The following is a 21,198-nucleotide window of genomic DNA, read 5'->3' on the forward strand; positions in this document are numbered from 1 at the left end:
CGCGGGCCGGACTCCGGAGCGGACTCCGGAGCGGACTTCTCGGAAGTGGTACGAGGGCGTCACGTCCGCGCAGCACACGCTTAACACGGGTCCGGCACATTAGTGGGTGTCGGCAGGGCGGGAGCGGCTCCCCGCCTCGGCCGACACCAAAACGTCCAAGGACCTCCGGAGCGGCTCCCGGACCTCCATGGACGCTGGATGTGGCCCGGGCCTGACCCGACCACGTCCCTCGCGGGGACCGCCGTCGTCCCGCCCCCCGGCAACGGGGGTGCGGCGGTCCCCGCGACAATCTTTTCGGCGGGGTGTTGTGGCCCTCGCTTTGTCGCTCACCGGCGTTGGTGCTGGGGGCTGCCGCCCCCAGACCCCCGCTGTCGGCCTGAACGGCCTCGTCCTCAAACGCCGGACGGGCTGGTTCAACTACCGGCGTTCACCAGTGACCAGGCACGATTCCCTCAGTCCTCCCAGTCGTCCGCGGCCTTCTTGTGGCGCCTGCGGCCGAACAGGTCCGGGTTCACTCGCAGGGCCTGGAAGGCGTTGACGCCCACGATGCCGGCCCAGGTGACGAGGAGGCCGGGGAGGTGGGCCACTCCGCCGCCGATGCCCGAGAGGGGGATCGCGAGGACCAGGGAGACGATGCCGAAGCCGAAACGCTCGCCGAAGGAGTCCGTCGACTTCGAGGCCCGGGAGCCCCGGGCGACCACCATCTGCTGCTCGGCCAGCTGCCGGCGCACCCGGCGCTCCACCGCCCCGTCGATGCGCTGGTCGACCTTCTCCAGGAAGGAGTCGACCAGCGCGGACTCGTAGTCCTCGCCCAGCTCCCGGCGGGCCTGCAGAGTGGCGTTGAGTTCCTTTTTGAGCTCGGCGTCCCGCGCGTCCATCATGGTCTCCATTCCCGTCATGGGAAACCACGTTAAGGAGCCGGGGCGCCCGCCGCACTGGGGATAGCCCCCCTGTTGGAATTCGGGTTCGCAGCGACCACCCCCAGGGACTCCAGGACCTTGCGGTGACCGTGCTCGACGCCCGTGATGCGGACCTCGATACCCCGGCCGCGCAGCTCCCCCACCGCGTCCTTCAGCGCCAGCGCACCCGTCGCGTCCACCGCCGTGAGCCCGGACAGCCGCAGGTCGACCGCGCTGACGCCGTCCACGTCGGCGAGGCTGCGGCGGAACCGGTGCGCGGCGGCGAACAGGAGCGGGCCGTCGAAGCGGTACGTCACCGTGCCCGAGCCGGTGCCGGGGAGTTCGTCGGACGCGGCGGGGGTCAGGCGGGTGGCGCGGGTCGCCGCGTGCAGGGCGAGGAGGACGGCGACCCCGAGGCCGATCAGCACCGCCTTCACCAGGTCCAGGGCGAGCGTCGAGGCGGCGGTGAGGACCATCACCAGGGCGTCCCCGCGGGTGGCGCGCGCCATGGCCCGTACCGCGTCCGTCTCCACCATCCGTACGGCCGTCGCCAGCAGCACGCCCGCCAGTGCCGCCAGCGGGATACGGCCCACCAGCGGCGCCGCGACCGCCACGATCGCGGCGAGGATCACGGCGTGCGCGAGCGCGGCCAGGCGGGAGGCGGCGCCGGTGCGGACGTTGACCGCCGTCCGCGCGATGGCGCCCGTCGCCGGGACACCGCCGAAGAGCGGGGCGGCGAGGTTGGCGATGCCCTGGCCGAAGAGTTCCTTGCCGGGGTCGTGGCGTTCGCCGGGGCGCATCGCGTCCGCGACCGAGGCGGAGAGGAGCGATTCCAGGGCGGCCAGTGCCGCCACCGCCGCCGCGGGCAGGAGCAGGGTGGGGATCCGGGACACGTCCAGGAAGGCGAGGGAGGGCGCGGGGAGCGAGGACGGGAGCGTGCCGAGGCGGGTGACCGGGAGGTGCAGGGTCTCCGCCACGACCGTCGCTGCCCCGACTGCCGCCAGGGAGAAGGGGACCGTCGGCTTCCAGCGCGCCCCGGCCAGCATCAGCGCGGCCGAGCCGAGGGCGAGGAGCAGGGCCGCCCAGTGCGGGGTCGCGTCGAACTCCTCCGCCGCGCGCGCCGCGACCACCGCCACCTGGTCACCGCTCGGGACCGGCACCCCCAGCGCCGACGGCACCTGCTGGAGGCCGATCACCCCCGCGATCCCGATGGTGAAACCGGCGATCACCGGCGCGGGGACGTACGCCATCGCCGCTCCCGCGCGGGCGAAGGCGAGGGCGAGGGCGAGGAGCATGGCGCCGGAGAGCAGACCGACCGTCAGGACGCCGTTCGCGCCGTACTCGTGGACGATCGGGACGAGGACCACCGTCATCGCGCCGGTCGGGCCGCTGACCTGGCGCGCGGAGCCGCCGAACAGCGCGGCGAGCGAGCCCGCGACGATCGCGGTGACGAGGCCGGCGGCCGCGCCGAGGCCGGACGTGACCCCGAAACCGAGGGCCAGGGGGAGGGCCACGACCGCGACCGTGAGACCGCACAGGAGGTCGCGGCGCGGGGCGCGGGTCATGGTGCGGAAGTCGGTGGGGGTGGGCAGGACGGAGAGCACGCCGTTCATGGTCATGGGCTTCTTCGTGTGGGGGGGGAGGGTTACGGCAGCAAGGACACGAGGCCCGTGTCGAGGTCGAAGCGTGCCGCCGCCACCTGCGCGGAGGTGAAGGCCGGGTCGGCGCGGATCGCGTCCCGTACCCAGGCGGTGTGGGCCCGCATGGTGTGCTCGGCCCAGTCGCCGGGCAGGGCGCGGGTGCGGCGCGCGGCCGGGGCGATCTCGTCCACCAGCAGTTCCAGGTGGCCCGGGACCTCGGCGCCGGTGCGCAGCTGGTCGAGGGTCGCCGCCACCGCCCCGCAGCGCTCGTGGCCGAGCACCAGTACCAGGGGGATGCCCAGTTCCTCGACGCCGTACTGGATGGAGGCGAGCACCGCCTCGTCCAGTACCTGGCCGGCCGTCCTTATGCACAGCAGGTCGCCGAGGCCCTGGTCGAAGACCAGCTCCGGCGGTACCCGGGAGTCGATACAGCCGACGATCACCGCGAACGGGTGCTGTGCGGTGGCCAGTTGGTGGCGCAGCGGACGGCTTTCGTGCGGGTGGTGGGAGTGGCCGGTGGCGTAGCGCCGGTTGCCGGCGAGCAGGTCGGCCAGGGCGGTCCGGGCGGTGGGCTGGTGGGCGGGGGTCTTCGGGGCGGGGGCCGCCGACGCGGGGGCGGCGGCCAGCGCGCCGACGGCGGTGGCCGTCAGGAAGGCCCTGCGGTTGGAGGCCATGACGCATCCTCAGGGGTTGTGCTGATAGCGCCCGTTCACTGTACGCACGCGATCAGTCACCCTAAGTGCCCGTTTAACGACGCTTGGTTGATTCGTCGTCAGATCATCGCCCCCGGCATACCCCTGCTTGATCAGGCCAGACCGTGCTGCTTCGCGTACGCGTTCGCGACGTCCTCCGGGTCCTTCTTGTCCTTGTCCACCTGGCGGTTGAGCTCGGTGAGCTGGGCCGTGGTCAGCACGTTGCCGAGGCGGGCGAGGGCCTTGCGGACGGTGGAGTCGGCCTTGCGGTCGGCGATGAGCGGGACGATGTGCTGGCCGGGGATGAGGTTCTTCGGGTCGGTGAGGACCACCCAGTCGTTGGCCTGGATGTCGGTGTCGGTGGTGAAGAGGTTCGCCACGTCCACGTCGCCCTTCTTCAGGGCGCCCTTGACCAGCGGCCCGGAGGAGTCGAGCGACTTGAACTCCTTGAACTCCACCCCGTAGACGTCCTTCAGGCCGACCACGCCCACCTGGCGCTTCTTCACCTCGGGCGCCGCGCCGATGACGAGCCTGCCGTTCTGCTTCTTGAGGTCGGCCAGCGAGGTCAGGCCGTATTTCCTGGCCGTCTCCCGGGTGACGACGAAGGCGTCGGAGTCCTCGGCCATGCCGTACGGCAGGACCTGGAGGCCGGCGGGCAGGGCGATGGCGAGGGCGTTCTGCATCGCGCCCTCCTCGGTCGCCGTCGCCTTGGGGTCCAGGTAGTGCAGCAGGGCGCCCTGGTACTCGGGGAGCAGGTCGATGTCGCCGCCCTTGAGGGCGGGGATGAGGATCTCCCGGGTGCCGAGGTTCGGGCGGACCTTGGTCTTCACGCCGGCCGACTCCAGGACGGCCGCGTACAGGTAGCCGAGCACCTGGTTCTCGGTGAAGTTGGCGGTCCCGATGGTGACTCCGCTCTTGCTGGAGCCGCCGCCACCGCTGGTGGAGCCCTGGCTGTCGAGGGAGGTGATGCCACCCGCGCAGGCGGACAGGACGGGGACGGAGGCGACCGCGAAGAGGCCGCCGAGGACGGTACGACGATTCATTTCGGTGATCCCTACGCGGTGCGGTGGCGGAAGAGGAAGCGCTGGAGGCCGGACAGGCCCAGGTCGAGGACGACGGCCACGACGGCGACGAGCACCGCCCCGCCGAGCACCTGGACGAGGTCGCGCTGGGCGAGTCCGTCGAAGACGTACCGGCCCAGGCCGCCGAACGAGACGTACGCGGCGATCGTGGCGGTGGCGACCACCTGGATGAGTGCGAGGCGCAGGCCCGTCATGATCAGGGGGAGCGCGAGCGGCAACTCGACCTGGAACAGCACCTGGTGGCCGCGCATGCCCTGGCCGCGGGCCGCGTCCTTGACCTCCGGGTCGACGGCGGTCATGCCGGCGTAGGTGTTGGTGACGATCGAGGGGACCGCGAGGGCGACCAGGGCCACGTAGACCGGCAGCATCGACAGGCCGCCGGCCAGGAAGACCAGGACGACCAGGCCGACGGTCGGCAGGGCGCGGCCGAAGGAGGCGAGGTTGATCGCGACGAAGGCGCCCTTGCCGGTGTGGCCGATCAGCAGACCGAGCGGGAGGCCGATCGTGGCCGCGATGAGCGTGGCGAGCAGCGAGTACTGGAGGTGCTCGGCGAGGCGGTGGGCGATGCCGTCGGAACCGGCCCAACTCGCCCCGCTGGTCAGCCAGTCGCCGAGGTTCTTGAAGAGTTCGTACATCTCAGGCTCGCCTCCTGCGCCACGGGGTCAGGACGTACTGGAGGGCGACCAGCAGTGCGTCCGCGACCACCGCGAGCAGGATCGTGAGGACCACGCCCACGATCACCGGGGTCGGGAAGTTGCGCTGGAAGCCGTCGGTGAAGAGCTGGCCGAGGCCGCCGTCGCCGATGTAGGTCGCGACCGAGACCAGCGAGATGGACATCACGGTCGCGATCCGGACGCCCGCCATGATCACGGGCAGGGCCAGCGGGAACTCGACCGTGAGGAGCGTGCGCAGCGGGCGCGTGCCCATCGCCTTCGCCGCCTCCTTGGTCCTGGTCGGGACCGAGTCGAGGCCCTCGACCGTGTTCCGCAGCAGCACGACCAGCGTGTAGACGGTCAGGCCGATCACCGTGGTGGTGCGGGTCAGACCGCTGATCGGCAGCAGGAGCACGAAGATCGCGATCGACGGGATCGTGAACAGCACGTTCGACAGGCCCAGCAGGAAGCCGCGCAGGGGGCGGACCCGGTGGGCGACGACCGCGAGCGGGAGCGAGATCAGCAGGCCGAAGAAGACGGCGGACAGTGCGGCCTGGAGGTGGGAGACCGTGAGGCTGGTGAGGTCGTCGGTGTGGTCGCCTATCCACGACCAGTCGATGGTCATGCGGCGACCTCCGTCCCGGGCTCGGTGCGGGTGCGGGCCGCGGTGTGCGCCCGGCCCGCGTGCTCGTGGATGTCGTCGCGGGCGGAGACGCCGGTGAGCACGCCCGCCGCGTCGACGCGGGCTATCAGGCCGGTGGGGGAGGCGATCGACTCGTCGAGCGCGGCGAGCAGCGAATCGCCGTCGCGCAGCGGTCGTACGGGAATCTCGGCGCCCTCGGTGTCCTTCGGCGCCCAGTGCAGCGGCTTGCGTGCCTCGTCTAGTACGAGGGTCCAGGCGCCGCCTTCCGGTGCCGGGCCCTGCGGGACGTCGGCGAGGGTCTGCAGCGAGAGCAGCTTCAGGCCGCGCTCGGCGCCGAGGAAGTCGGCCACGAAGTCGTCGGCCGGGCGGGCGAGGAGTTCGGCGGGCGCCGCGCACTGCACGAGGTGGCCGCCGGTGCGGAAGATCGCGATGCGGTCGCCCAGCCGGACGGCCTCGTCGACGTCGTGCGTGACGAAGACGATGGTCTTGTTCAACTCCTTCTGCAGGCGCAGGAGTTCGTCCTGGAGCTGGGTGCGGACCACCGGGTCGACGGCGCCGAAGGGCTCGTCCATCAGGAGCACCGGCGGGTCGGCGGCCAGGGCGCGGGCGACGCCGACGCGCTGCTGCTGGCCGCCGGAGAGCTGGTGCGGGTAGCGGCGGCCGGACTCGGCGGTCAGACCGACCGTCTCCAGCAGTTCGGCGGCGCGGGCCCTGGCTTTTCGGCGGCCGTGGCCCAGCAGCAGCGGCACGGTGGCGATGTTGTCCAGCACCGTGCGGTGCGGGAAGAGGCCGGCCTGCTGGATGACGTACCCGATGGAGCGGCGCAGTTCGGCCGCGTCCTGTCGGGTGACGTCCTTGCCCCCGACCCGGATCGTGCCCGACGTCGGCTCTACCATCCGGTTGACCATCCGCAGGGTGGTCGTCTTGCCGCAACCGGAGGATCCGACGAGGACGGTCACGCCGCCTTCCGGGATCTCCAGGGAGAGATCGTGGACTGCTGTCGTGCCGTTGGGGAAGCGCTTGTGGACCGCATCGAACTGGATCATGAGTTGTCCCTTGCCCGGCTGTATAACGTCATGCAGAGTTCTTGGTGTCTGAATAGGTTGTCAACGGGTTGGTGTTAATCCGAGGTAACGGATGACCGAAAGGCAAGATCAGATGTCCTGATTGAGGGGAGTTTGAGCTTTATGTCGTCTCGGATCGTGGACACGCCGACGGGCGCGTCGGTCGGCGCATCGGTCGGCTCGGCGGTCGGCCACACCGGCCTGGTGGTCCTCGACGGCGTCGGGCTCGGCATCGAGGACGTCGTCCGCCTCGCCGACGGAGCCGCCCGGCCGGTGCCCGGCACCGACGCGATGAAGCGGGCGGGGGAGTCCTGGGACGCCGCCCGGCAGATCGCCGCCACCGGACGCGTCTACGGCCGCTCGACCGGCGTGGGCGCGAACCGGAACGAGGACGTGCCCACCGAGGCCGCCGCCGAGCACGGCCTGCGCCTGCTGCGCAGCCACGCCGGCGCCATCGGCGACGAACTGCCCGCCCGCCAGGTCCGCGCGATGCTCGCCGTCCGCGCCAACCAGATCCTCGCGGGCGGCGCCGGTCTGCGCCCCACCGTCGTCACCGCCCTGTGCGAGGCCCTGGAGAACGGCGTCTACCCACTGGTCAACGAGTTCGGCTCGGTCGGCACGGGCGACATCGCGGCACTGGCGCAGATGGGGCTGGCGCTGGCGGGGGAGCATCCGTGGCGGGGTGGGTCACCAGGTGGCGCGGCGGGTGGAAACGGTGCCGGGCCCTCGGCGGGTGCCGTGGCGGGGGCGGAGGCCGGTGGCGGGCCGGGCGCCGTGGCCGGAGCGGAGACCGCCGGCGCACCGGGCGATGCTCGCGGTCGACGGGGTGCCGCCGTCGGGGCGGGCGGGCGGGGCGGCTGGGATGCCGTCGCCGCAGCAGGCGCCGGTGGCGGGCCGAGTGCCGCCGCCGGGGCGGAGATCGCCGGCGTGCGGAGTGACGCTCGCGGGGGGTCGGGCGCGGGGGTGCGTGGCGGCTCGGCAGCCGTCGCCGGGGCGGGTGCCGTCATCGGCGTTCCCGAGGCGCAGTCGCTCGACAACAATGACGCGCTCGCCATCATCAGCAGCAACGCCCTCACGCTCGGGCAGGCCGCGCTCGCGCTGCACGAGCTGCGCGGTCTTGTGGAGGCCACGCAGGTGGTCGGTGCGTTGTCGATGCTGGCCGTCGACGGGTCGCACGAGCCGTACGCCGCGCCCGTGCACGCCGCCCGGCCGCACCGGGGGAGCAGTGAAGTCGCCCGGCGGATGCGGGAGTTGATCGGTGCCGCCGACCGGCCCACCCCGCCGCTCGGCCGGATCCAGGACCCGTACGGCTTCCGTTGTCTGCCGCAGATCCACGGTCCGGCGCACGACGCGGCCGACGCGCTGGAGGCAGTGCTTGCCATTGAGATCAACGCGGCCGCCGAGAATCCGTTGATCTCCCCCGAGGACATGGCCGCCTACCACCACGGCGGCTTCTACCAGGCCCAACTCGTCCTCGCCCTGGACCACTTCAGGCTCGCGCTCACCCAGGTGGCCCGGCTGTCCACGTCACGGCTCTCGTCGCTCAACGAGCCCGCGTTCACCCGCCTCAAGCCCTTCCTCGCCGACCAGGAACCCGCCTCCTCCGGCGTGATGATCCTGGAGTACGCCGCCGCGGCGGCCCTCGGCGACCTGCGGGCCTTCTCCGCTCCCGCCTCGCTCGGGCACGCTGTACTCTCCCGGGGCGTCGAGGAACAGGCCAGCTTCGCCTCGCTCGCCGCACGCCAGACGCTGCGCGCCTGTCGTGCGTACCGTCTCGTCGTCGGCTGCGAGCTCGTCGCCGCGGTGCGGGCGCTGCGCCAGCGAGGGCTGCGGCCCGAGCCGGACCTTCCGGTGGGCCGTGCGCTGGAGCTCGCCGAGTCGGTGCTGGCGCAGGACCAGGCCGACCGGCCGCTCACGGACGACGTGACGGCGGCGGCCGCGCTGCTGGACCGGTTCACGGACATCTGGAGGGGGAACGCGTGACGAACGCGGAGAGGGGCACGACCGTGACGGACACTCCGGCGGGGCGGCTGCAGACGCTCTTCGAGGGGCACCGGCTGACACCGACCCAGCGGCGCATCGCGCACAGCATGGTGCGGCGCGCCGCCGACGTGCCGTTCCTGTCCAGCGTCGAGCTCGCCGAACTGGCCGGCGTCAGCCAGCCCTCGGTGACCCGCTTCGCCGTCGCCCTCGGCTTCGACGGCTACCCCGCGCTGCGCAAGCACCTGCGCGAGGTCGCGCCCACCGAGCAGTCGGCCGACGCGGGCTCCTACAACGAGTACCAGCAGGCCGTCGAGGCCGAGATCGAGAACCTCAAGCACCTCGCCGAACTGCTCGCCGACCCGCGCCCGTTGCAGAAGGCGGGCCGTCTGCTCGCGAACTCCCGCCCGCTGCCCGTCCTCGGCCTGCGCGCCGCCGCCTCCCAGGCCTACGGCTTCTCCTACTTCGCCGCCAAGGTCCATCCGGACGTACGGCTGCTGAACGAGGGCGGCACGATGATCCACGACCGCATCGAGGCCGCCGTGCGCGCCGGGGCGACCGCCCTGCTCTGCTTCGCGCTGCCCCGGCATCCCCGCGAGGTCGTCGACACCCTCACCTTCGCCAAGGCCGCCGGCCTGACCGTGGTGACCGTCGCCGACTCCGCCTTCGCGCCGGTCGCCAAGGCCTCCGACCTCCTGCTGCCCGCCGCCGTCGGCACCGGCCTCGCCTTCGACACGGCCTGCGCCCCGATGCTGCTCGGCCGGGTCCTGCTCGAGGCCATGTGCGACGACCTGCCGGACGCCCAGGCCCGCCTGGAGGAGTTCGACGCGGGGGCGGCGGCACGGGGGCTGTTCGTGGAGTGAGACGGGCGGTCCAGCCAGTGGGTTCTCAGCTTCGTCTCACGTTCGCTCACTAGTCTCCCGGCCGGACGGGACTGTGCCGTGACGATGAGGAGGCGCGACGTGGCGCGCGGAGGTGGAGATCGCAGAGCCCAGGGTCTGACCCGGGTGGCTGTAGTCGTTCGGGCCGGGGCCGGCCCACTGTGGTGGTCCGGGGTGTTCGCGGCCGGTGTCGGCGTGCTGCCGCCGGGCATCACCGGGCGCCGGATCGGGGTGATGGCAGGGGCCGCGCTGTTCATCATCGCGGCGATCGTGGTGTCGTACGGGCGTCGTAAGCGTTACCTCGCCCTCGCCCGCGGAGCGGCCCGCGCCGGTAAGCACGACGTGCTCCAGGACCGCGCGGTCGGCGTGCGCAACTGGCGCCGCGGACACCGCTGGTGGCTGCTGCTGGCGTTCCTGCTCGCGGTGGGCGCGTCCTTCGCCGTGCCCGCGGCGGGCGGCATGCTGCTGGCCGGCGCCGGTGTCGGGCTGCGCCTGAAGGCCGCCTGGCTGGGCCGGCGCGAACGGGCCGAGGACGCCCTGCTGTGGGTCCGCGTCGACTGGCTCGCCGGCAACGGCGGCCGTCCGGCCGGCAAGTCCGTCAAGGCCTACCGCAGCACGGGCATCGCGGCGGGCGACGCGGCCCCGGGCGGGACCCGCCGCCGCACCGCGGCGCTCGTCTAGCGGTCGTAGGCCGAGCCGCCGCCCGTCAGATCTCCAGGTCCTCCTCGATCTTCTTCAACTGGTGGCGGGCCATCGCCAGGTTGGACCTCTTGGCGTCCAGCACCAGGTAGAGGAAGAGACCGTTGCCGCCGCGCCCGCTCATCAGGCGCAGCAGGTGGTACTGGTCGGACAGCGTGATCAGGATGTCCTCGATCTGGCCCTTGAGCCCGAGGTGCTCCATCGTGCGCATCTTGGCGCGGACGACGTCCGTGTTGCCGGCGGCGGCCACGCCCAGGTCGAAGCTCTTGCTGCCGCCCAACGTGCCGAGCGCCATACCGCTGGTGTAGTCGACGAGCGCGACCCCGGTCGCGCCCTCGATCGAGGCCAGGCACTCTTTCAGCGAGGTTTCGGTGTTCGCCATGACTCTGCTCCTTGGGTTCCTGTCAACTTTCCGTGGTGGTGCGCGCGCTGGTGTTCGTGGTGCGTGGAGCGCGCGCCGTTCTGGTCCGTGCGGGGGTGGCCGGCTTGAGGGCCGGCTTCGTGGGCTTGGGGACCGCCTTGGCGAGCGCGGCGGCCCGGGCGTCGACGAGTTCGCCGACGCGGACTCCGGCCCGGCGGCCCTCCAGCAGCAGCCGCCCGACGTTCACCCGGTCCTGGGCGAGCAGCGTCAGCACGGCCCCGCCGCCGGCCGCGTACGTCGCCACATAGCCGTACACACCGCGTACGAGCACCTCGCGGACCTCGCCCTGGCCGGTCGCGTCCGCCAGCCTGGCGGCGGCCGTGTGCGCGGTCGCGGCGAGCGCGGCCATGCTCTCCGGGTCGACGCCCGGGGTGTCCTGGGCGAGGACCGCCCCGTCGACGCCGGTCGAGAGAGCGCCGGTGAGCTGGGGGACGCGGGCCCTCAACCGGCGCAGCTCGTCCAGGATTTCGGGCTCGGCGGCCATCCGGTGTCTCCTCTCAAAGGGCCTCCAGCGCATCCCTGAGCCTCTTCAGCAGCGTGACGTGGGGATCGGGTGGAAGCTGTCCGGCGGCTGGGTCCTCGGCGGCGGCCGGCTCGGCGGGTTCGGGGCCGCGGCCCGGCCGGCGGGTGCCGACCGCGCCGGCCGCCGTCAGCCGCCGTACGTCCACCAGGGTGTGGAAGGCCGGCCGGCCCAGCGCCCGGGCGATGTCCGTCGCCGTGCGGACCCCGTCCACCAGGGCCAGCACCGACCGCTGGCGGCGGGTGAGCGCGGGCACCTCGGGGCGGTCGGCGCGGGTCAGCGGCGCCTCGTCGGGGCCCGGGTCCGGCCAGAGCCGGTGCAGCAGATCGCGCCGGCGCAGCGTCTCGCGCTCCAGGGCGGCCACCGGCACCGGATGGACGGGGCGCAGCTCGTGCGCGGAGCCGTAGCGGAACCGGCCCGGAGCGCTGCTGGGCCCCAGCGTGAAGTACGCCGCGTCGTACACCGCCGCCAGATGGCACAACTCCAGTGCTCCGGCGGCGAGTTGTCCGCTGTCGACCAGTCGGCGGCCCACGTGGTAGCGGTCGCCCGCGTCGGTCAGCGCCTGGTGCCAGACCTCGGGGGTGAGCGTCCCGTGCGCCGTCAGCAGGACGTCCAGACCGGGGGCGGACGCGCTCTCGGCGTGCACCACCAGGCCTTCGGCGAGGTAGAGCGAGCCGCGCTCGCGGACCAGGACGCCGGTGGCCCGCTCGGCCGCGAGCCGGGTCAGCATCGGTGAGACACCGCCCCACCCGCGGTCGCTCGCGGCCGCCTTGTCCCGTACCGGCAGGCGCGGCGGCTCGGTCGTGCTCACGGCGCTCACGCCAGCACCAGCCGTTCCGCCATCTCGGCGAGCCGGATGCGGGCCAGCGCCAGATTGCCCTCGGCGCGGGCCAGCCACAGGTGCAGGAAGACGCTGCCGTCGAAGGACGCGCCCACGAACCTGAGCACGTGGTAGCTGTCCCGGTTGCTGATGATCAGGTCCTCGACCGGCGGGTCCGCGTCGGCCGCCGGACCGGCCCCGGGGTCGTCGTCGGGTGCGAAGGCGTGCTGCTCGGCGGCGAGCCGGGCGAACTCGGCGGCCTCCACGGCGGCGACCTCGTGGTCGCCGCCGGGCGACTCGCCCACGGTGCCCAGGGCGAGCCCACTGGTCCAGTCGACCAGTGCGGCGCCCCGAGCACCGGGCAGTCGCATGGCTTCCAGCAGACACTCGTCGATTCCGGGCACCGTGGCTCCCCTCCTGCCTTGGTTTCGGCTGAGTGACGCCGAAACTACGCACCGTGTGCGTGAGGGGTGAGGGATCTGGCATTTTCCGGCGGAACATGCGGCGGGGGATTAGGGTGGGTCAACTGTGCCTGTTTTCTCCCCAGTTGAACATCATGTTCCTCGGGACACGTCAACCGCGCCCGGGTGCGCGCCGGGTGGTGAGCGCATCCACGTGCGCCCCTCCGGATTCGGCCACGATCTCGTCGAGGCGCTGCGCCGTCCGCACCGTCGCGAAGGAGACGCTCCCGCCGGGCCCGTCCTGCGTGAAGCCGTAAATGCCGGGCCGGGCCAGGGAGTTGTAGGCGTAGTGGTGCGCGAAGTAGTACGCGCCCGTGTCGAGCGCCGCCGCGTAGTCCCCCTGCTCCAGGAGGGGCAGCGCGCGCCCCTCGGCGAGCAGGTCGCCCGCGAAACAGGCCGGCCCGGCGACGTCCTGCACCACCGGCGCCCCCGTCCTGGGCCGCCCCTTCCCGTCGTACGCGGCGATCCTGAGCGGCCACGACCCCGGTACGTACACCGTCCGCGTCGCCACCTGCACGCCCGCGTGCGTGACCGCGACCGGCCGCCCGCCCGCGCTCTTGGCGTACTCCACCCGGGCCACCACCGTCCCGTGCTTGGCCAGCAGCGACCGCCCGAACTCGGTCACCAGCCCGTACCGCCCCGAGAACAGCCCCGGTACCGCCTCGCCGAGGAGCCGCGCGTACTGCGCGTAGGTCGGCGTCTCCTCGTCCGAGCCGAAGTTCACCGGCAGCCCGCCGCCGATGTCGAGCGTGTCGATCTGCGGGCGCCCGATGCGCCGGTTGATCTCCTCGGCCAGCGCGTACGTCTGTGCCACGCCCTGCGCCAGCAGCGAGAGCGGGATGCCCTGGGAGCCGGTGTGGGCGTGCAGCCGGGTCAGCCACGGGCGCTCCGCGTACGCCCGCACCACCCACTCGCGCGCCCCCTCGTCGCGCAGCGCCACCCCGAACTTCGAGGTCGCCGTCGCGGTCGAGGTCGCCCCGATCGACCCGCCGCCGACCTGCGGATTGACCCGGATCCCGAGCGGCGAGCGGCTGGTCGCCGACCGCATCAGACCGTCGATGCGGTCCAGCTCCTGCGGGTTGTCCGCGTTGACGGCGATCCCCAGCGCCAGCGCCTCGCGCAGCTCGGCCGGCGTCTTGGCGGGCGAGTCCAGGACCGTACGGCTCGGCGGCACCCCCGCCGCCCGCGCCAGCGCCAGCTCGCCCGGGCTCGCCACCTCCGCGCCGATGCCCTCCTCGAGCAGCAGCCGCAGCACCGGCACCAGCGGGGTCGCCTTCACCGCGAAGGCGTGCAGCACGGGCGTGCCGGGCGCGGTGACCGCGTCGAACGCCGCCCGCAGGGCCGCCGCCGACTCCCGGATGCCGGCGACGTCCAGCAGGCCCACGATGGGGGTGTCCGGCCCCAGCAGCCCCTGCTCCACGGCGGCCCGCACGGCCTCGTCGCGGCGCGCGGGCCGTCCCTCCTGGCCGTCGATCCGGTCCGACGGTTCCCCGCCGACCTCCCTGCGTGTATCCCTGTCCACAAGGTCCCCGTCCTGTCGTCGCCCGTGCCCGTGCATCCAGCCAAACATCCACAGTCCACCCGTAGTGACGCCGGGAGGTGTTGACTAGTTCTATTCAGGAAGTCAGGATGTGAATAACCGCAGTAAAGATGTGCCGTAGACATCCGCTGATCGCAGTCCGCTAGGAGGCAGACCATGTCAGGACCCCGCCCCGTACGAGCACCGCGCGGTACGGAACTGAGCGCCCTGGGATGGCAGCAGGAAGCCGCCCTGCGGATGCTGCAGAACAACCTCGACCCGGAGGTCGCCGAGCACCCCGACAAGCTCGTCGTCTACGGCGGCACCGGCAAGGCCGCCCGTGACTGGCGCTCCTTCGACGCCATGGTCCGCACGCTGCGCACCCTGAAGCAGGACGAGACGATGCTCGTCCAGTCCGGCCGCCCGGTCGGCGTGATGCAGACCCACGAGTGGGCCCCGCGCGTCCTCATCGCCAACTCCAACCTGGTCGGCGACTGGGCCAACTGGGAGGAGTTCCGGCGCCTCGAGGCCCTCGGCCTCACCATGTACGGCCAGATGACCGCCGGTTCCTGGATCTACATCGGCACCCAGGGCATCCTCCAGGGCACCTACGAGACCTTCGCCGCCGTTGCCGCGAAGAAGTTCAACGGCACCCTCGCCGGGACGATCACCCTCACCGCGGGCCTCGGCGGCATGGGCGGCGCCCAGCCCCTCGCGGTCACCATGAACGACGGCGTCGCGATCTGTATCGACGTCGACCCGCGCGCCATCGAGCGCCGCATCGAGCACCGGTATCTGGACGTGCGCGCCGACTCGCTGCAGCACGCCCTGCAACTCGCCGTCGAGGCCCGTGACGCGCGCCGCCCGCTCTCCATCGGCCTGCTCGGCAACGCGGCCGAACTGCTGCCGCAGATGCTCGCCGAGGGCGCCCCCATCGACATCGTGACCGACCAGACCTCGGCTCACGACCCGCTCGCCTACCTGCCGGTGGGCATCGCCTTCGAGGACATGGCCGACGCCGCCGCGAAGGACCCTGCGGGGTTCACCGTCCGCGCCCGTGAGTCCATGGCCACGCACGTCGAGGCGATGGTCGGGTTCATGGACGCCGGCGCGGAGGTCTTCGACTACGGCAACTCGATCCGTGGCGAGGCCCAACTCGCCGGGTACGAGCGGGCGTTCGCCTTCCCCGGCTTCGTCCCCGCCTACATCCGCCCCCTCTTCTCCGAGGGCAAGGGACCCTTCCGCTGGGCGGCACTGTCCGGCGAGGCGTCCGACATCCACAAGACGGACAAGGCGATCCTCGACCTCTTCCCGGAGAACGAGTCGCTCCACCGCTGGATCAAGCTGGCCGGCGAGCGGGTCCACTTCCAGGGCCTCCCGGCCCGTATCTGCTGGCTCGGCTACGGCGAGCGGGACAAGGCCGGCGAGCGCTTCAACGACATGGTGGCGAGCGGTGAGTTGGCGGCGCCGCTGGCCATCGGCCGCGACCACCTCGACTGCGGCTCTGTTGCCTCCCCGTACCGTGAGACCGAGGCCATGCTCGACGGCTCCGACGCGATCGCGGACTGGCCGCTGCTGAACGCGATGGTGAACGTCGCGTCCGGGGCGTCCTGGGTGTCCATCCACCACGGGGGTGGGGTCGGCATGGGCCGGTCCATCCACGCGGGGCAGGTCTCGGTGGCCGACGGTACGAAGCTCGCCGGCGAGAAGATCCGGCGTGTGCTGACCAACGACCCCGGCATGGGCGTCATCCGGCACGTGGACGCCGGGTACGACATCGCGGAGCGGGTTGCGGACGAGCGGGGTGTTCGGGTGCCGATGCGTGAGGGTGGAGAGGCGTGACCTTCCACAGCATGTGGGCGGAGTTGCTGCCGATCGGCCGTGACTCCGCCTCCGGCGGCTACCGCCGCTACGCCTGGACCGGCGCCGACGCCGAGTGCCGGGACTGGTTCAGGGCGCAGGCCGAGACGCGGGGTCTGGTCTACGAGCTCGACCGGAACGGGAATCAGTGGGCCTGGCTCGGGGATCCGGGCGCCGGGGACGCTGTTGTCACCGGGTCGCACCTCGACTCCGTGCCCGACGGTGGGGCCTTTGACGGGCCCCTCGGGGTCGTCTCGTCCTTTGCCGCGCTGGACGAACTGCGCCGCAGGGGGGTGCAGTTCGGGAAGCCCCTTGCCATCGTCAACTTCGGGGACGAGGAAGGTGCCCGGTTCGGGCTCGCCTGTGTCGGGTCGCGGTTGGCCGGTGGGCAGCTCACCGTCGAGAAGGCGCGCCTGCTGACCGACATGGACGGCGTCACCCTGCCGCGGGCCATGGAAGCCGCCGGGTACGACCCGGACGGCATCGGGCCCGACCCCGAACGGCTCGCCCGGATCGGCGCCTTTGTCGAGCTGCACGTCGAACAGGGACGGGCGCTGGACCTGAGCGGCGACCGCGTCGGCATCGCCAGTGCCATCTGGCCGCACGGGCGGTGGCGGTTCGACTTCCGTGGTGAGGCCAACCACGCCGGTACGACCAGGTTGGTGGACCGGCGGGACCCGATGCTCTCGTACGCCGAGACCGTGCTGGCCGCCCGCCGCGAGGCCGAACTCGCCGGTGCCGTCGCCACCTTCGGCAAGATCGCCGTCGAACCGAACGGCGTCAACGCCATCCCCTCCCTGGTGCGCGGCTGGCTCGACTCCCGTGCCGAGGACCAGGAGAGCCTGGATCAGGTGGTGGGTGGCATCGAGAAGGCCGCCCGCGCCTACGCCACCGCGCACGGCATCGACCTCGACATCGTCCGTGAGTCCTTCACGCCCGTCGTCGAGTTCGACCACGCCCTGCGCGACGAACTCGCCCGCATCCTCGGCAAGGACACCGACCTCAAGGTCCCCGTCCTCGGTACCGGCGCCGGACACGACGCCGGAATCCTCTCCGGGAGCATCCCGACCGCCATGCTGTTCGTGCGCAACCCCACGGGCGTCTCGCACTCCCCGGCCGAGTTCGCCGCCGAGGACGACTGCGTGGCCGGGGTGACCGCACTCGCCGACGTACTGGAAGGACTGGCCCGCAGGTGACCGGGACCCGCACGTACTGGCTGGAGCACGCCTGGCTCGACACCCACGTCGAGCCGGGCGTCGCCGTCACTGTGTCCATCAGCGGCTCCGCCGCGGGCTCGGACGGCAGGATCACCGCCGTCCGCACGGACGTCGCCGCGCCACCACCCGGCGCCGAGATCCTGCACGGCCTGACCCTCCCCGGCCTGGCGAACGCCCACTCGCACGCCTTCCACCGCGCCCTGCGCTCCACCGTCCAGGTCGGCTCCGGCACCTTCTGGACCTGGCGCGAGGTCATGTACTCCTTCGCCGACCAGCTGACCCCGGAGACCTACCACGCCCTCGCCCGCGCGGTGTACGCCGAGATGGCGCTGGCCGGGATCACGGCGGTGGGCGAGTTCCACTACGTCCACCACCAGCGCGGCGGCACCCCCTACGCCGACCCCAACGCCATGGGCGAGGCCCTCGTCGCGGCCGCCGCCGACGCCGGGATCCGCATCACCCTCCTCGACACCGCCTACCTCGCCGCCGGCATCGTGAGCGAGCACCGCGGCGAGCCGCCCAACGCCCACCAGTTGCGCTTCTCCGACGGCACCGCGGAGGCCTGGGCCGAACGCTGTTCACTTCTCAAGGAACGGGATCACGCGCGGATCGGAGCGGCCGTCCACTCGGTGCGGGCCGTGCCCGCCGGACAGCTCGCGACCGTGGCCCGGTGGGCCGAGGAGCGGCGGGCCCCGCTCCATGTGCACCTGTCCGAGCAGACCGCCGAGAACGACGCCTGCCTGGCCGCGCACGGGCGCACACCGACCCGGCTCCTCGCCGACCACGGTGTCCTGGGACCGCGCACCACCGGCGTCCACAACACCCACCTCACCGACGAGGACATCGCCCTGATCGGCGACAGCGGCACCGGCACCTGCATGTGCCCGACCACCGAACGGGACCTCGCCGACGGCATCGGACCCGCCGTCGCCCTCCAGCGCGCCGGCTCCCCGCTCTCCCTCGGCTCCGACAGCCACGCCGTCATCGACCTGCTCGAAGAGGCCCGCGCGATGGAGCTGAACGAGCGCCTGCGCACCCGCACCCGGGGTCACTGGACCGCCGCCGCCCTGCTGCGCGCCGCCTCCGCCGACGGCCACGCGGCGCTCGGCTGGGACGAGGCGGGCACCATCGAGGCAGGCGCGCTCGCCGACCTCACGACGATCGCCCTCGACTCGGTCAGGACGGCCGGGCCGCGGTCCAGGCTCGGCGCGGAGACCGCCGTATTCGCCGCGACGGCAGCGGACGTACGGCACACGATCGTGGGCGGACGGCACGTCGTACGCGACGGGGCGCACACCCTCGTACCGGATGTGCCGCAGGCGCTGGCCGCCGCTGTGGAAGCCCTCCGCGCCTGACACCACTGACCGTCACCGAAGCCCCCCTCGACGAGGACACGATGAGCAGCAGCACCGGCACCAGCACCGTCATCACCAACATCGCCACGCTGGTCACCAACGACCCCTCCCTGGGTGACAGGTCCCCCCTCGGACTGATCCAGGACGCGGCGCTCGTCATCGACGGCGACCGGGTCGTGTGGACCGGTGAATCCAGCAAAGCACCCGCCACTGACAACCGGGTCGACGCCGAGGGACGTGCGGTGCTGCCCGGGTTCGTCGACTCGCACTCGCACCTCGTCTTCGCGGGCGACCGCACGCAGGAGTTCAACGCCCGGATGTCCGGCCGCTCCTACACCGCGGGCGGCATCCGCACGACGGTCGCGGCCACCCGGGCCGCGAGCGACGAGGCGCTGGCGGCGAACCTCACCCGCTACCTCGCCGAGGCCCTGCGCCAGGGCACCACGACCTTCGAGACCAAGTCCGGCTACGGCCTGACCGTCGCCGACGAGGCCCGCGCCCTGCGCATCGCCGCCGCCCACACCGACGAGGTCACCTATCTCGGCGCGCACATCGTGTCGCCGGACTACGCCGACGACCCCGCCGGTTACGTCGCCCTCGTCACCGGCGAGATGCTCGACGCCTGTGCGCCGTACGCCCGTTGGATCGACGTGTTCTGCGAGAAGGGCGCCTTCGACGGCGACCAGGCCCGCGCGATCCTCACCGCGGGCAGGACCAGGGGCCTGCACCCGCGCATCCACGCCAACCAGCTCTCCTACGGTCCCGGCGTGCAGTTGGCCGTGGAACTGGACGCGGCCAGCGCCGACCACTGCACCCACCTCACCGACGCGGACGTCGACGCCCTCGCGAGCGGCGACACGGTGGCCACGCTGCTGCCCGGCGCCGAGTTCTCGACGCGGGCCCAATGGCCGGACGCCCGGCGGCTGTTGGACGCGGGCGTGACCGTCGCCCTGTCCACCGACTGCAACCCGGGCTCGTCCTTCACCTCGTCCGTGCCGTTCTGCATCGCCCTCGCCGTACGGGACATGGGCATGACCCCCGACGAGGCCGTCTGGTCCGCCACGGCCGGCGGCGCCCGTGCCCTGCGCCGCGACGACGTCGGCCGCCTCACCGCGGGCGCCTACGCCGACCTCACCCTCCTCGACGCCCCGAGCCACGTCCACCTGGCCTACCGCCCGGGCGTCCCCCTCGTCACCGGCGTCTGGCGCCGAGGCGTCCGCCAGGTCTGAGTCGGAGGCCGGCCGGGGCCGGTCTCAGGCCGCCCCCGCCCGCCACCGCTGCTCCGCACCCCCGCTGAGCGGCTCCATCCCCACCCCGTCCCCGCCCTCCGGCGTCACGGCGGTCAGGATGGCGATCGCCGGGCGGATCACCCCGTCGGAGTCCACGGTGAAGGTCAGGTTGTCGCCGTTGTCCCCGTCCACCGAGTCGCACTCCCAGATGCCCACGCCCTTGTCCACGTCACCCCGGTTGTCGAGGCAGAAGTCCGGGTCGGCGGCCGACTGCACGACCCCGCGCCCGGCGTCGACCCGCCAGCGCTGGGTGCTGGACCCGGAGCAGGGGGCCGTGATCACGTCCGTGCCCTTGGAGAGGTCGCCGTCGCGGATGTCCAGGCAGCGGCCCGAGGAGACGTTCACGACCTGCGCGTAGGTGCCGTTCGGGGCGTGCGCGGCAGGGGCGGTGGGGGAGGGGCGGGTCGACTTGGTGGGGGTCGGACTCGGCTTCGGGGACGGGGAGTTCGACGGCTTGCCGGTGGTGGCGGAGGGCGACGGCGTGGCCGACACCGTCGCCGTCACCGTGACCTGCGGGGCGCTGCTCGGCGTACCGGCCGCGCCCGCCGCCTGCCCGGACGTGGGGGACGACGAGGTGCCGCCCCGGGTGAGCAGCAGGACCAACAGCGGGGCCAGTGCAACCCCGAGGGCGGCCGAGGTGAGGACGATCCGCCGGGACGGTGGCCAGGAGGACGGCTTCACCAGGGCCTTGGGGCGCGGGGGCGGCTCGCTGCCGACGTACGCCGTGCCCGCCCACGGCAGCAGGCCCTCGGCGAGCGTGGTGCGCGGGGTGTCGCGCAGGGCGCACAACTCCTCGTGGGCGGCGGTGCAGTGCGGGCAGTGCGCCATGTGGGCGTGCAGGTCGGCGCTGTCGCGGGGGTGGGGCCGTACCGACTCCTCGATGAGCCGGCGGAAGTCGCCGCACCGCGGATCGTCGGAGGCGGCGAGCCGGGTGCGCAGACAGGCCTGGCCGAGGAGTTGGAGGGCCGCGTCGCTCTCGTACGCCACGTCTTCGGGGGTGATGCCGAGGAACAGGGCTGTCGTGGCGGCGGGTCGGCGTTCCACCAGGCCGTACCAGACCAGGCCCTGGGCCCGGGACGGGAGCGTCTGGAAGGCGGCGGTCATCGGGGGTACGAGGCCGCCGGGGCCGGTCGTGTTGAGGACCAGGAGGAGTCCGGCGTCCAGTCCCGCGGCCCGGTCGTCCGTGGCCCAGGACGCGGCCACGCGGGCGGTGAGCAGCAGCAGGTGGTGGCGCCAGGGGCCGCCGGGTTCGATGCCGCGGGCCGTCTCCCGGGCCGCCGACGTGAAGGCCTGGGCGGCGAGTTGGCGGGCGGAGGCGTCGCCGGAGGCGCACAGGCGGGCATAGGCGAGCACCGACTCCTGGTGGCGGGCGCGCAGTTCGTGCAGGGCCGGGTAGGCCGTGGCGGTGCTGGTGCGCAGCAGCTCGGTCAGCCGGGCGTCGGACGCGCCCGTGTGCACCCCGGTCTCCACAGAGTCCTCTTTTCCCGCCGGGCTCCTGACGTA

At 72.9% G+C, this 21,198-nt stretch carries 20 protein-coding genes; 7 read left to right on the plus strand and 13 right to left on the minus strand.

From position 1 onward, the window contains the following. Positions 1-452 precede the first annotated feature (452 nt). From ACIP6U_RS15145 to ACIP6U_RS15175, 7 genes are all read right to left on the minus strand, one after another. Entirely contained in the window at positions 453-878 is a 426-nt protein-coding gene (locus ACIP6U_RS15145) for a hypothetical protein (protein WP_401717020.1), read from the minus strand. A gap of 32 nt (positions 879-910) precedes the next feature. After that, positions 911-2,518 (minus strand): SulP family inorganic anion transporter, encoded by a 1,608-nt coding sequence (locus tag ACIP6U_RS15150; protein ID WP_401716770.1) that lies wholly within the window; start codon positions 2,516-2,518, stop codon positions 911-913. Positions 2,519-2,544: 26 nt separating this feature from the next. Then, positions 2,545-3,213, minus strand: coding sequence for a carbonic anhydrase (locus ACIP6U_RS15155; RefSeq protein WP_401716773.1), 669 nt, complete (start codon positions 3,211-3,213; stop codon positions 2,545-2,547). A gap of 131 nt (positions 3,214-3,344) precedes the next feature. After that, positions 3,345-4,274 carry an ABC transporter substrate-binding protein gene (locus tag ACIP6U_RS15160; RefSeq protein ID WP_401716776.1) on the minus strand — a complete coding sequence of 310 codons (930 nt, stop codon included), beginning with the start codon at positions 4,272-4,274 and terminating at the stop codon, positions 3,345-3,347. Between the two features lie 11 nt (positions 4,275-4,285). Then, a complete protein-coding gene (locus tag ACIP6U_RS15165; protein WP_401716779.1) occupies positions 4,286-4,948 on the minus strand; it encodes an ABC transporter permease in 663 nt (220 codons plus the stop codon). Between the two features lies 1 nt (position 4,949). Further along, positions 4,950-5,591: an ABC transporter permease gene (locus tag ACIP6U_RS15170; protein WP_401716782.1), complete on the minus strand. Its 642-nt coding sequence runs from the start codon at positions 5,589-5,591 to the stop codon at positions 4,950-4,952. Continuing rightward, entirely contained in the window at positions 5,588-6,655 is a 1,068-nt protein-coding gene (locus ACIP6U_RS15175) for an ABC transporter ATP-binding protein (RefSeq protein WP_401716784.1), read from the minus strand. Before ACIP6U_RS15175 ends, ACIP6U_RS15170 begins: the two co-directional genes overlap by 4 nt. 141 nt (positions 6,656-6,796) lie before the next feature. Between ACIP6U_RS15175 and ACIP6U_RS15180 the strand changes: the two genes are divergently transcribed. The 3 genes from ACIP6U_RS15180 (at position 6,797) to ACIP6U_RS15190 (ending at position 10,215) form a co-directional block, all read left to right on the plus strand. Further along, positions 6,797-8,656 (plus strand): aromatic amino acid ammonia-lyase, encoded by a 1,860-nt coding sequence (locus ACIP6U_RS15180; RefSeq protein ID WP_401716787.1) that lies wholly within the window; start codon positions 6,797-6,799, stop codon positions 8,654-8,656. A 23-nt stretch (positions 8,657-8,679) separates the two neighbouring features. After that, positions 8,680-9,516 carry a MurR/RpiR family transcriptional regulator gene (locus ACIP6U_RS15185; RefSeq protein WP_401716790.1) on the plus strand — a complete coding sequence of 279 codons (837 nt, stop codon included), beginning with the start codon at positions 8,680-8,682 and terminating at the stop codon, positions 9,514-9,516. 84 nt (positions 9,517-9,600) lie between these two features. Next, positions 9,601-10,215 (plus strand): hypothetical protein, encoded by a 615-nt coding sequence (locus ACIP6U_RS15190; RefSeq protein ID WP_401717023.1) that lies wholly within the window; start codon positions 9,601-9,603, stop codon positions 10,213-10,215. 25 nt (positions 10,216-10,240) lie between these two features. On the opposite strand, the gene ACIP6U_RS15195 is transcribed toward ACIP6U_RS15190, so the two are convergent. The 5 genes from ACIP6U_RS15195 to ACIP6U_RS15215 all read right to left on the minus strand — a co-directional run bounded on the left by ACIP6U_RS15195 (position 10,241) and on the right by ACIP6U_RS15215 (position 14,025). Next, positions 10,241-10,615, minus strand: coding sequence for a hypothetical protein (locus ACIP6U_RS15195; RefSeq protein ID WP_124003737.1), 375 nt, complete (start codon positions 10,613-10,615; stop codon positions 10,241-10,243). Positions 10,616-10,637: 22 nt separating this feature from the next. Next, positions 10,638-11,138 (minus strand): roadblock/LC7 domain-containing protein, encoded by a 501-nt coding sequence (locus tag ACIP6U_RS15200; RefSeq protein WP_401716794.1) that lies wholly within the window; start codon positions 11,136-11,138, stop codon positions 10,638-10,640. Between the two features lie 13 nt (positions 11,139-11,151). Next, the gene (locus tag ACIP6U_RS15205; protein WP_401716797.1) at positions 11,152-11,994 is read right to left on the minus strand and encodes a transcriptional regulator; all 843 of its coding nucleotides are present in this window, start codon (positions 11,992-11,994) and stop codon (positions 11,152-11,154) included. Then, a complete protein-coding gene (locus tag ACIP6U_RS15210) occupies positions 11,991-12,398 on the minus strand; it encodes a hypothetical protein (RefSeq protein ID WP_401716800.1) in 408 nt (135 codons plus the stop codon). The genes ACIP6U_RS15205 and ACIP6U_RS15210 overlap by 4 nt, the downstream gene beginning before the upstream one ends. A gap of 169 nt (positions 12,399-12,567) precedes the next feature. After that, on the minus strand, positions 12,568-14,025 hold the full coding sequence (locus tag ACIP6U_RS15215; protein ID WP_401716803.1) for a diaminopimelate decarboxylase: 1,458 nt from the start codon (positions 14,023-14,025) through the stop codon (positions 12,568-12,570). Between the two features lie 126 nt (positions 14,026-14,151). Between ACIP6U_RS15215 and hutU the strand changes: the two genes are divergently transcribed. Genes hutU through hutI form a run of 4 tightly spaced genes read left to right on the plus strand, consistent with a single transcriptional unit; the run spans position 14,152 to position 19,635 of the window. Further along, complete coding sequence (hutU, locus tag ACIP6U_RS15220) at positions 14,152-15,816, plus strand: urocanate hydratase (RefSeq protein ID WP_401716805.1); 1,665 nt, start codon at positions 14,152-14,154, stop codon at positions 15,814-15,816. Further along, positions 15,813-17,030, plus strand: coding sequence for an allantoate amidohydrolase (locus ACIP6U_RS15225; RefSeq protein WP_401716808.1), 1,218 nt, complete (start codon positions 15,813-15,815; stop codon positions 17,028-17,030). The genes hutU and ACIP6U_RS15225 overlap by 4 nt, the downstream gene beginning before the upstream one ends. Then, positions 17,027-18,406, plus strand: coding sequence for a formimidoylglutamate deiminase (locus ACIP6U_RS15230; protein ID WP_401716811.1), 1,380 nt, complete (start codon positions 17,027-17,029; stop codon positions 18,404-18,406). The genes ACIP6U_RS15225 and ACIP6U_RS15230 overlap by 4 nt, the downstream gene beginning before the upstream one ends. Before the next feature lie 41 nt (positions 18,407-18,447). Further along, a complete protein-coding gene (hutI, locus tag ACIP6U_RS15235) occupies positions 18,448-19,635 on the plus strand; it encodes an imidazolonepropionase (protein WP_401716814.1) in 1,188 nt (395 codons plus the stop codon). Positions 19,636-19,659: 24 nt separating this feature from the next. Here the strand turns inward: hutI and ACIP6U_RS15240 are convergent, their stop codons facing one another. Continuing rightward, entirely contained in the window at positions 19,660-21,165 is a 1,506-nt protein-coding gene (locus ACIP6U_RS15240) for a ricin-type beta-trefoil lectin domain protein (RefSeq protein WP_401716816.1), read from the minus strand. Positions 21,166-21,198 lie beyond the last annotated feature (33 nt).

Source organism: Streptomyces sp. NPDC088794 (genome assembly GCF_044750545.1).
Lineage (GTDB): Bacteria > Actinomycetota > Actinomycetes > Streptomycetales > Streptomycetaceae > Streptomyces.

Coding starts and splice junctions, on each gene's coding strand:
- ACIP6U_RS15150 (WP_401716770.1), bottom strand. CDS start 2,518: ATGACCATGAACGGCGTGCTCTCCGTCCTGCCCACCCCCACCGACTTC.
- ACIP6U_RS15145 (WP_401717020.1), bottom strand. CDS start 878: ATGGACGCGCGGGACGCCGAGCTCAAAAAGGAACTCAACGCCACTCTG.
- hutI (WP_401716814.1), top strand. CDS start 18,448: ATGAGCAGCAGCACCGGCACCAGCACCGTCATCACCAACATCGCCACG.
- ACIP6U_RS15190 (WP_401717023.1), top strand. CDS start 9,601: ATGAGGAGGCGCGACGTGGCGCGCGGAGGTGGAGATCGCAGAGCCCAG.
- ACIP6U_RS15180 (WP_401716787.1), top strand. CDS start 6,797: ATGTCGTCTCGGATCGTGGACACGCCGACGGGCGCGTCGGTCGGCGCA.
- ACIP6U_RS15195 (WP_124003737.1), bottom strand. CDS start 10,615: ATGGCGAACACCGAAACCTCGCTGAAAGAGTGCCTGGCCTCGATCGAG.
- ACIP6U_RS15155 (WP_401716773.1), bottom strand. CDS start 3,213: ATGGCCTCCAACCGCAGGGCCTTCCTGACGGCCACCGCCGTCGGCGCG.
- ACIP6U_RS15200 (WP_401716794.1), bottom strand. CDS start 11,138: ATGGCCGCCGAGCCCGAAATCCTGGACGAGCTGCGCCGGTTGAGGGCC.
- ACIP6U_RS15175 (WP_401716784.1), bottom strand. CDS start 6,655: ATGATCCAGTTCGATGCGGTCCACAAGCGCTTCCCCAACGGCACGACA.
- ACIP6U_RS15215 (WP_401716803.1), bottom strand. CDS start 14,025: ATGTTTGGCTGGATGCACGGGCACGGGCGACGACAGGACGGGGACCTT.
- hutU (WP_401716805.1), top strand. CDS start 14,152: ATGTCAGGACCCCGCCCCGTACGAGCACCGCGCGGTACGGAACTGAGC.
- ACIP6U_RS15170 (WP_401716782.1), bottom strand. CDS start 5,591: ATGACCATCGACTGGTCGTGGATAGGCGACCACACCGACGACCTCACC.
- ACIP6U_RS15165 (WP_401716779.1), bottom strand. CDS start 4,948: ATGTACGAACTCTTCAAGAACCTCGGCGACTGGCTGACCAGCGGGGCG.
- ACIP6U_RS15160 (WP_401716776.1), bottom strand. CDS start 4,274: ATGAATCGTCGTACCGTCCTCGGCGGCCTCTTCGCGGTCGCCTCCGTC.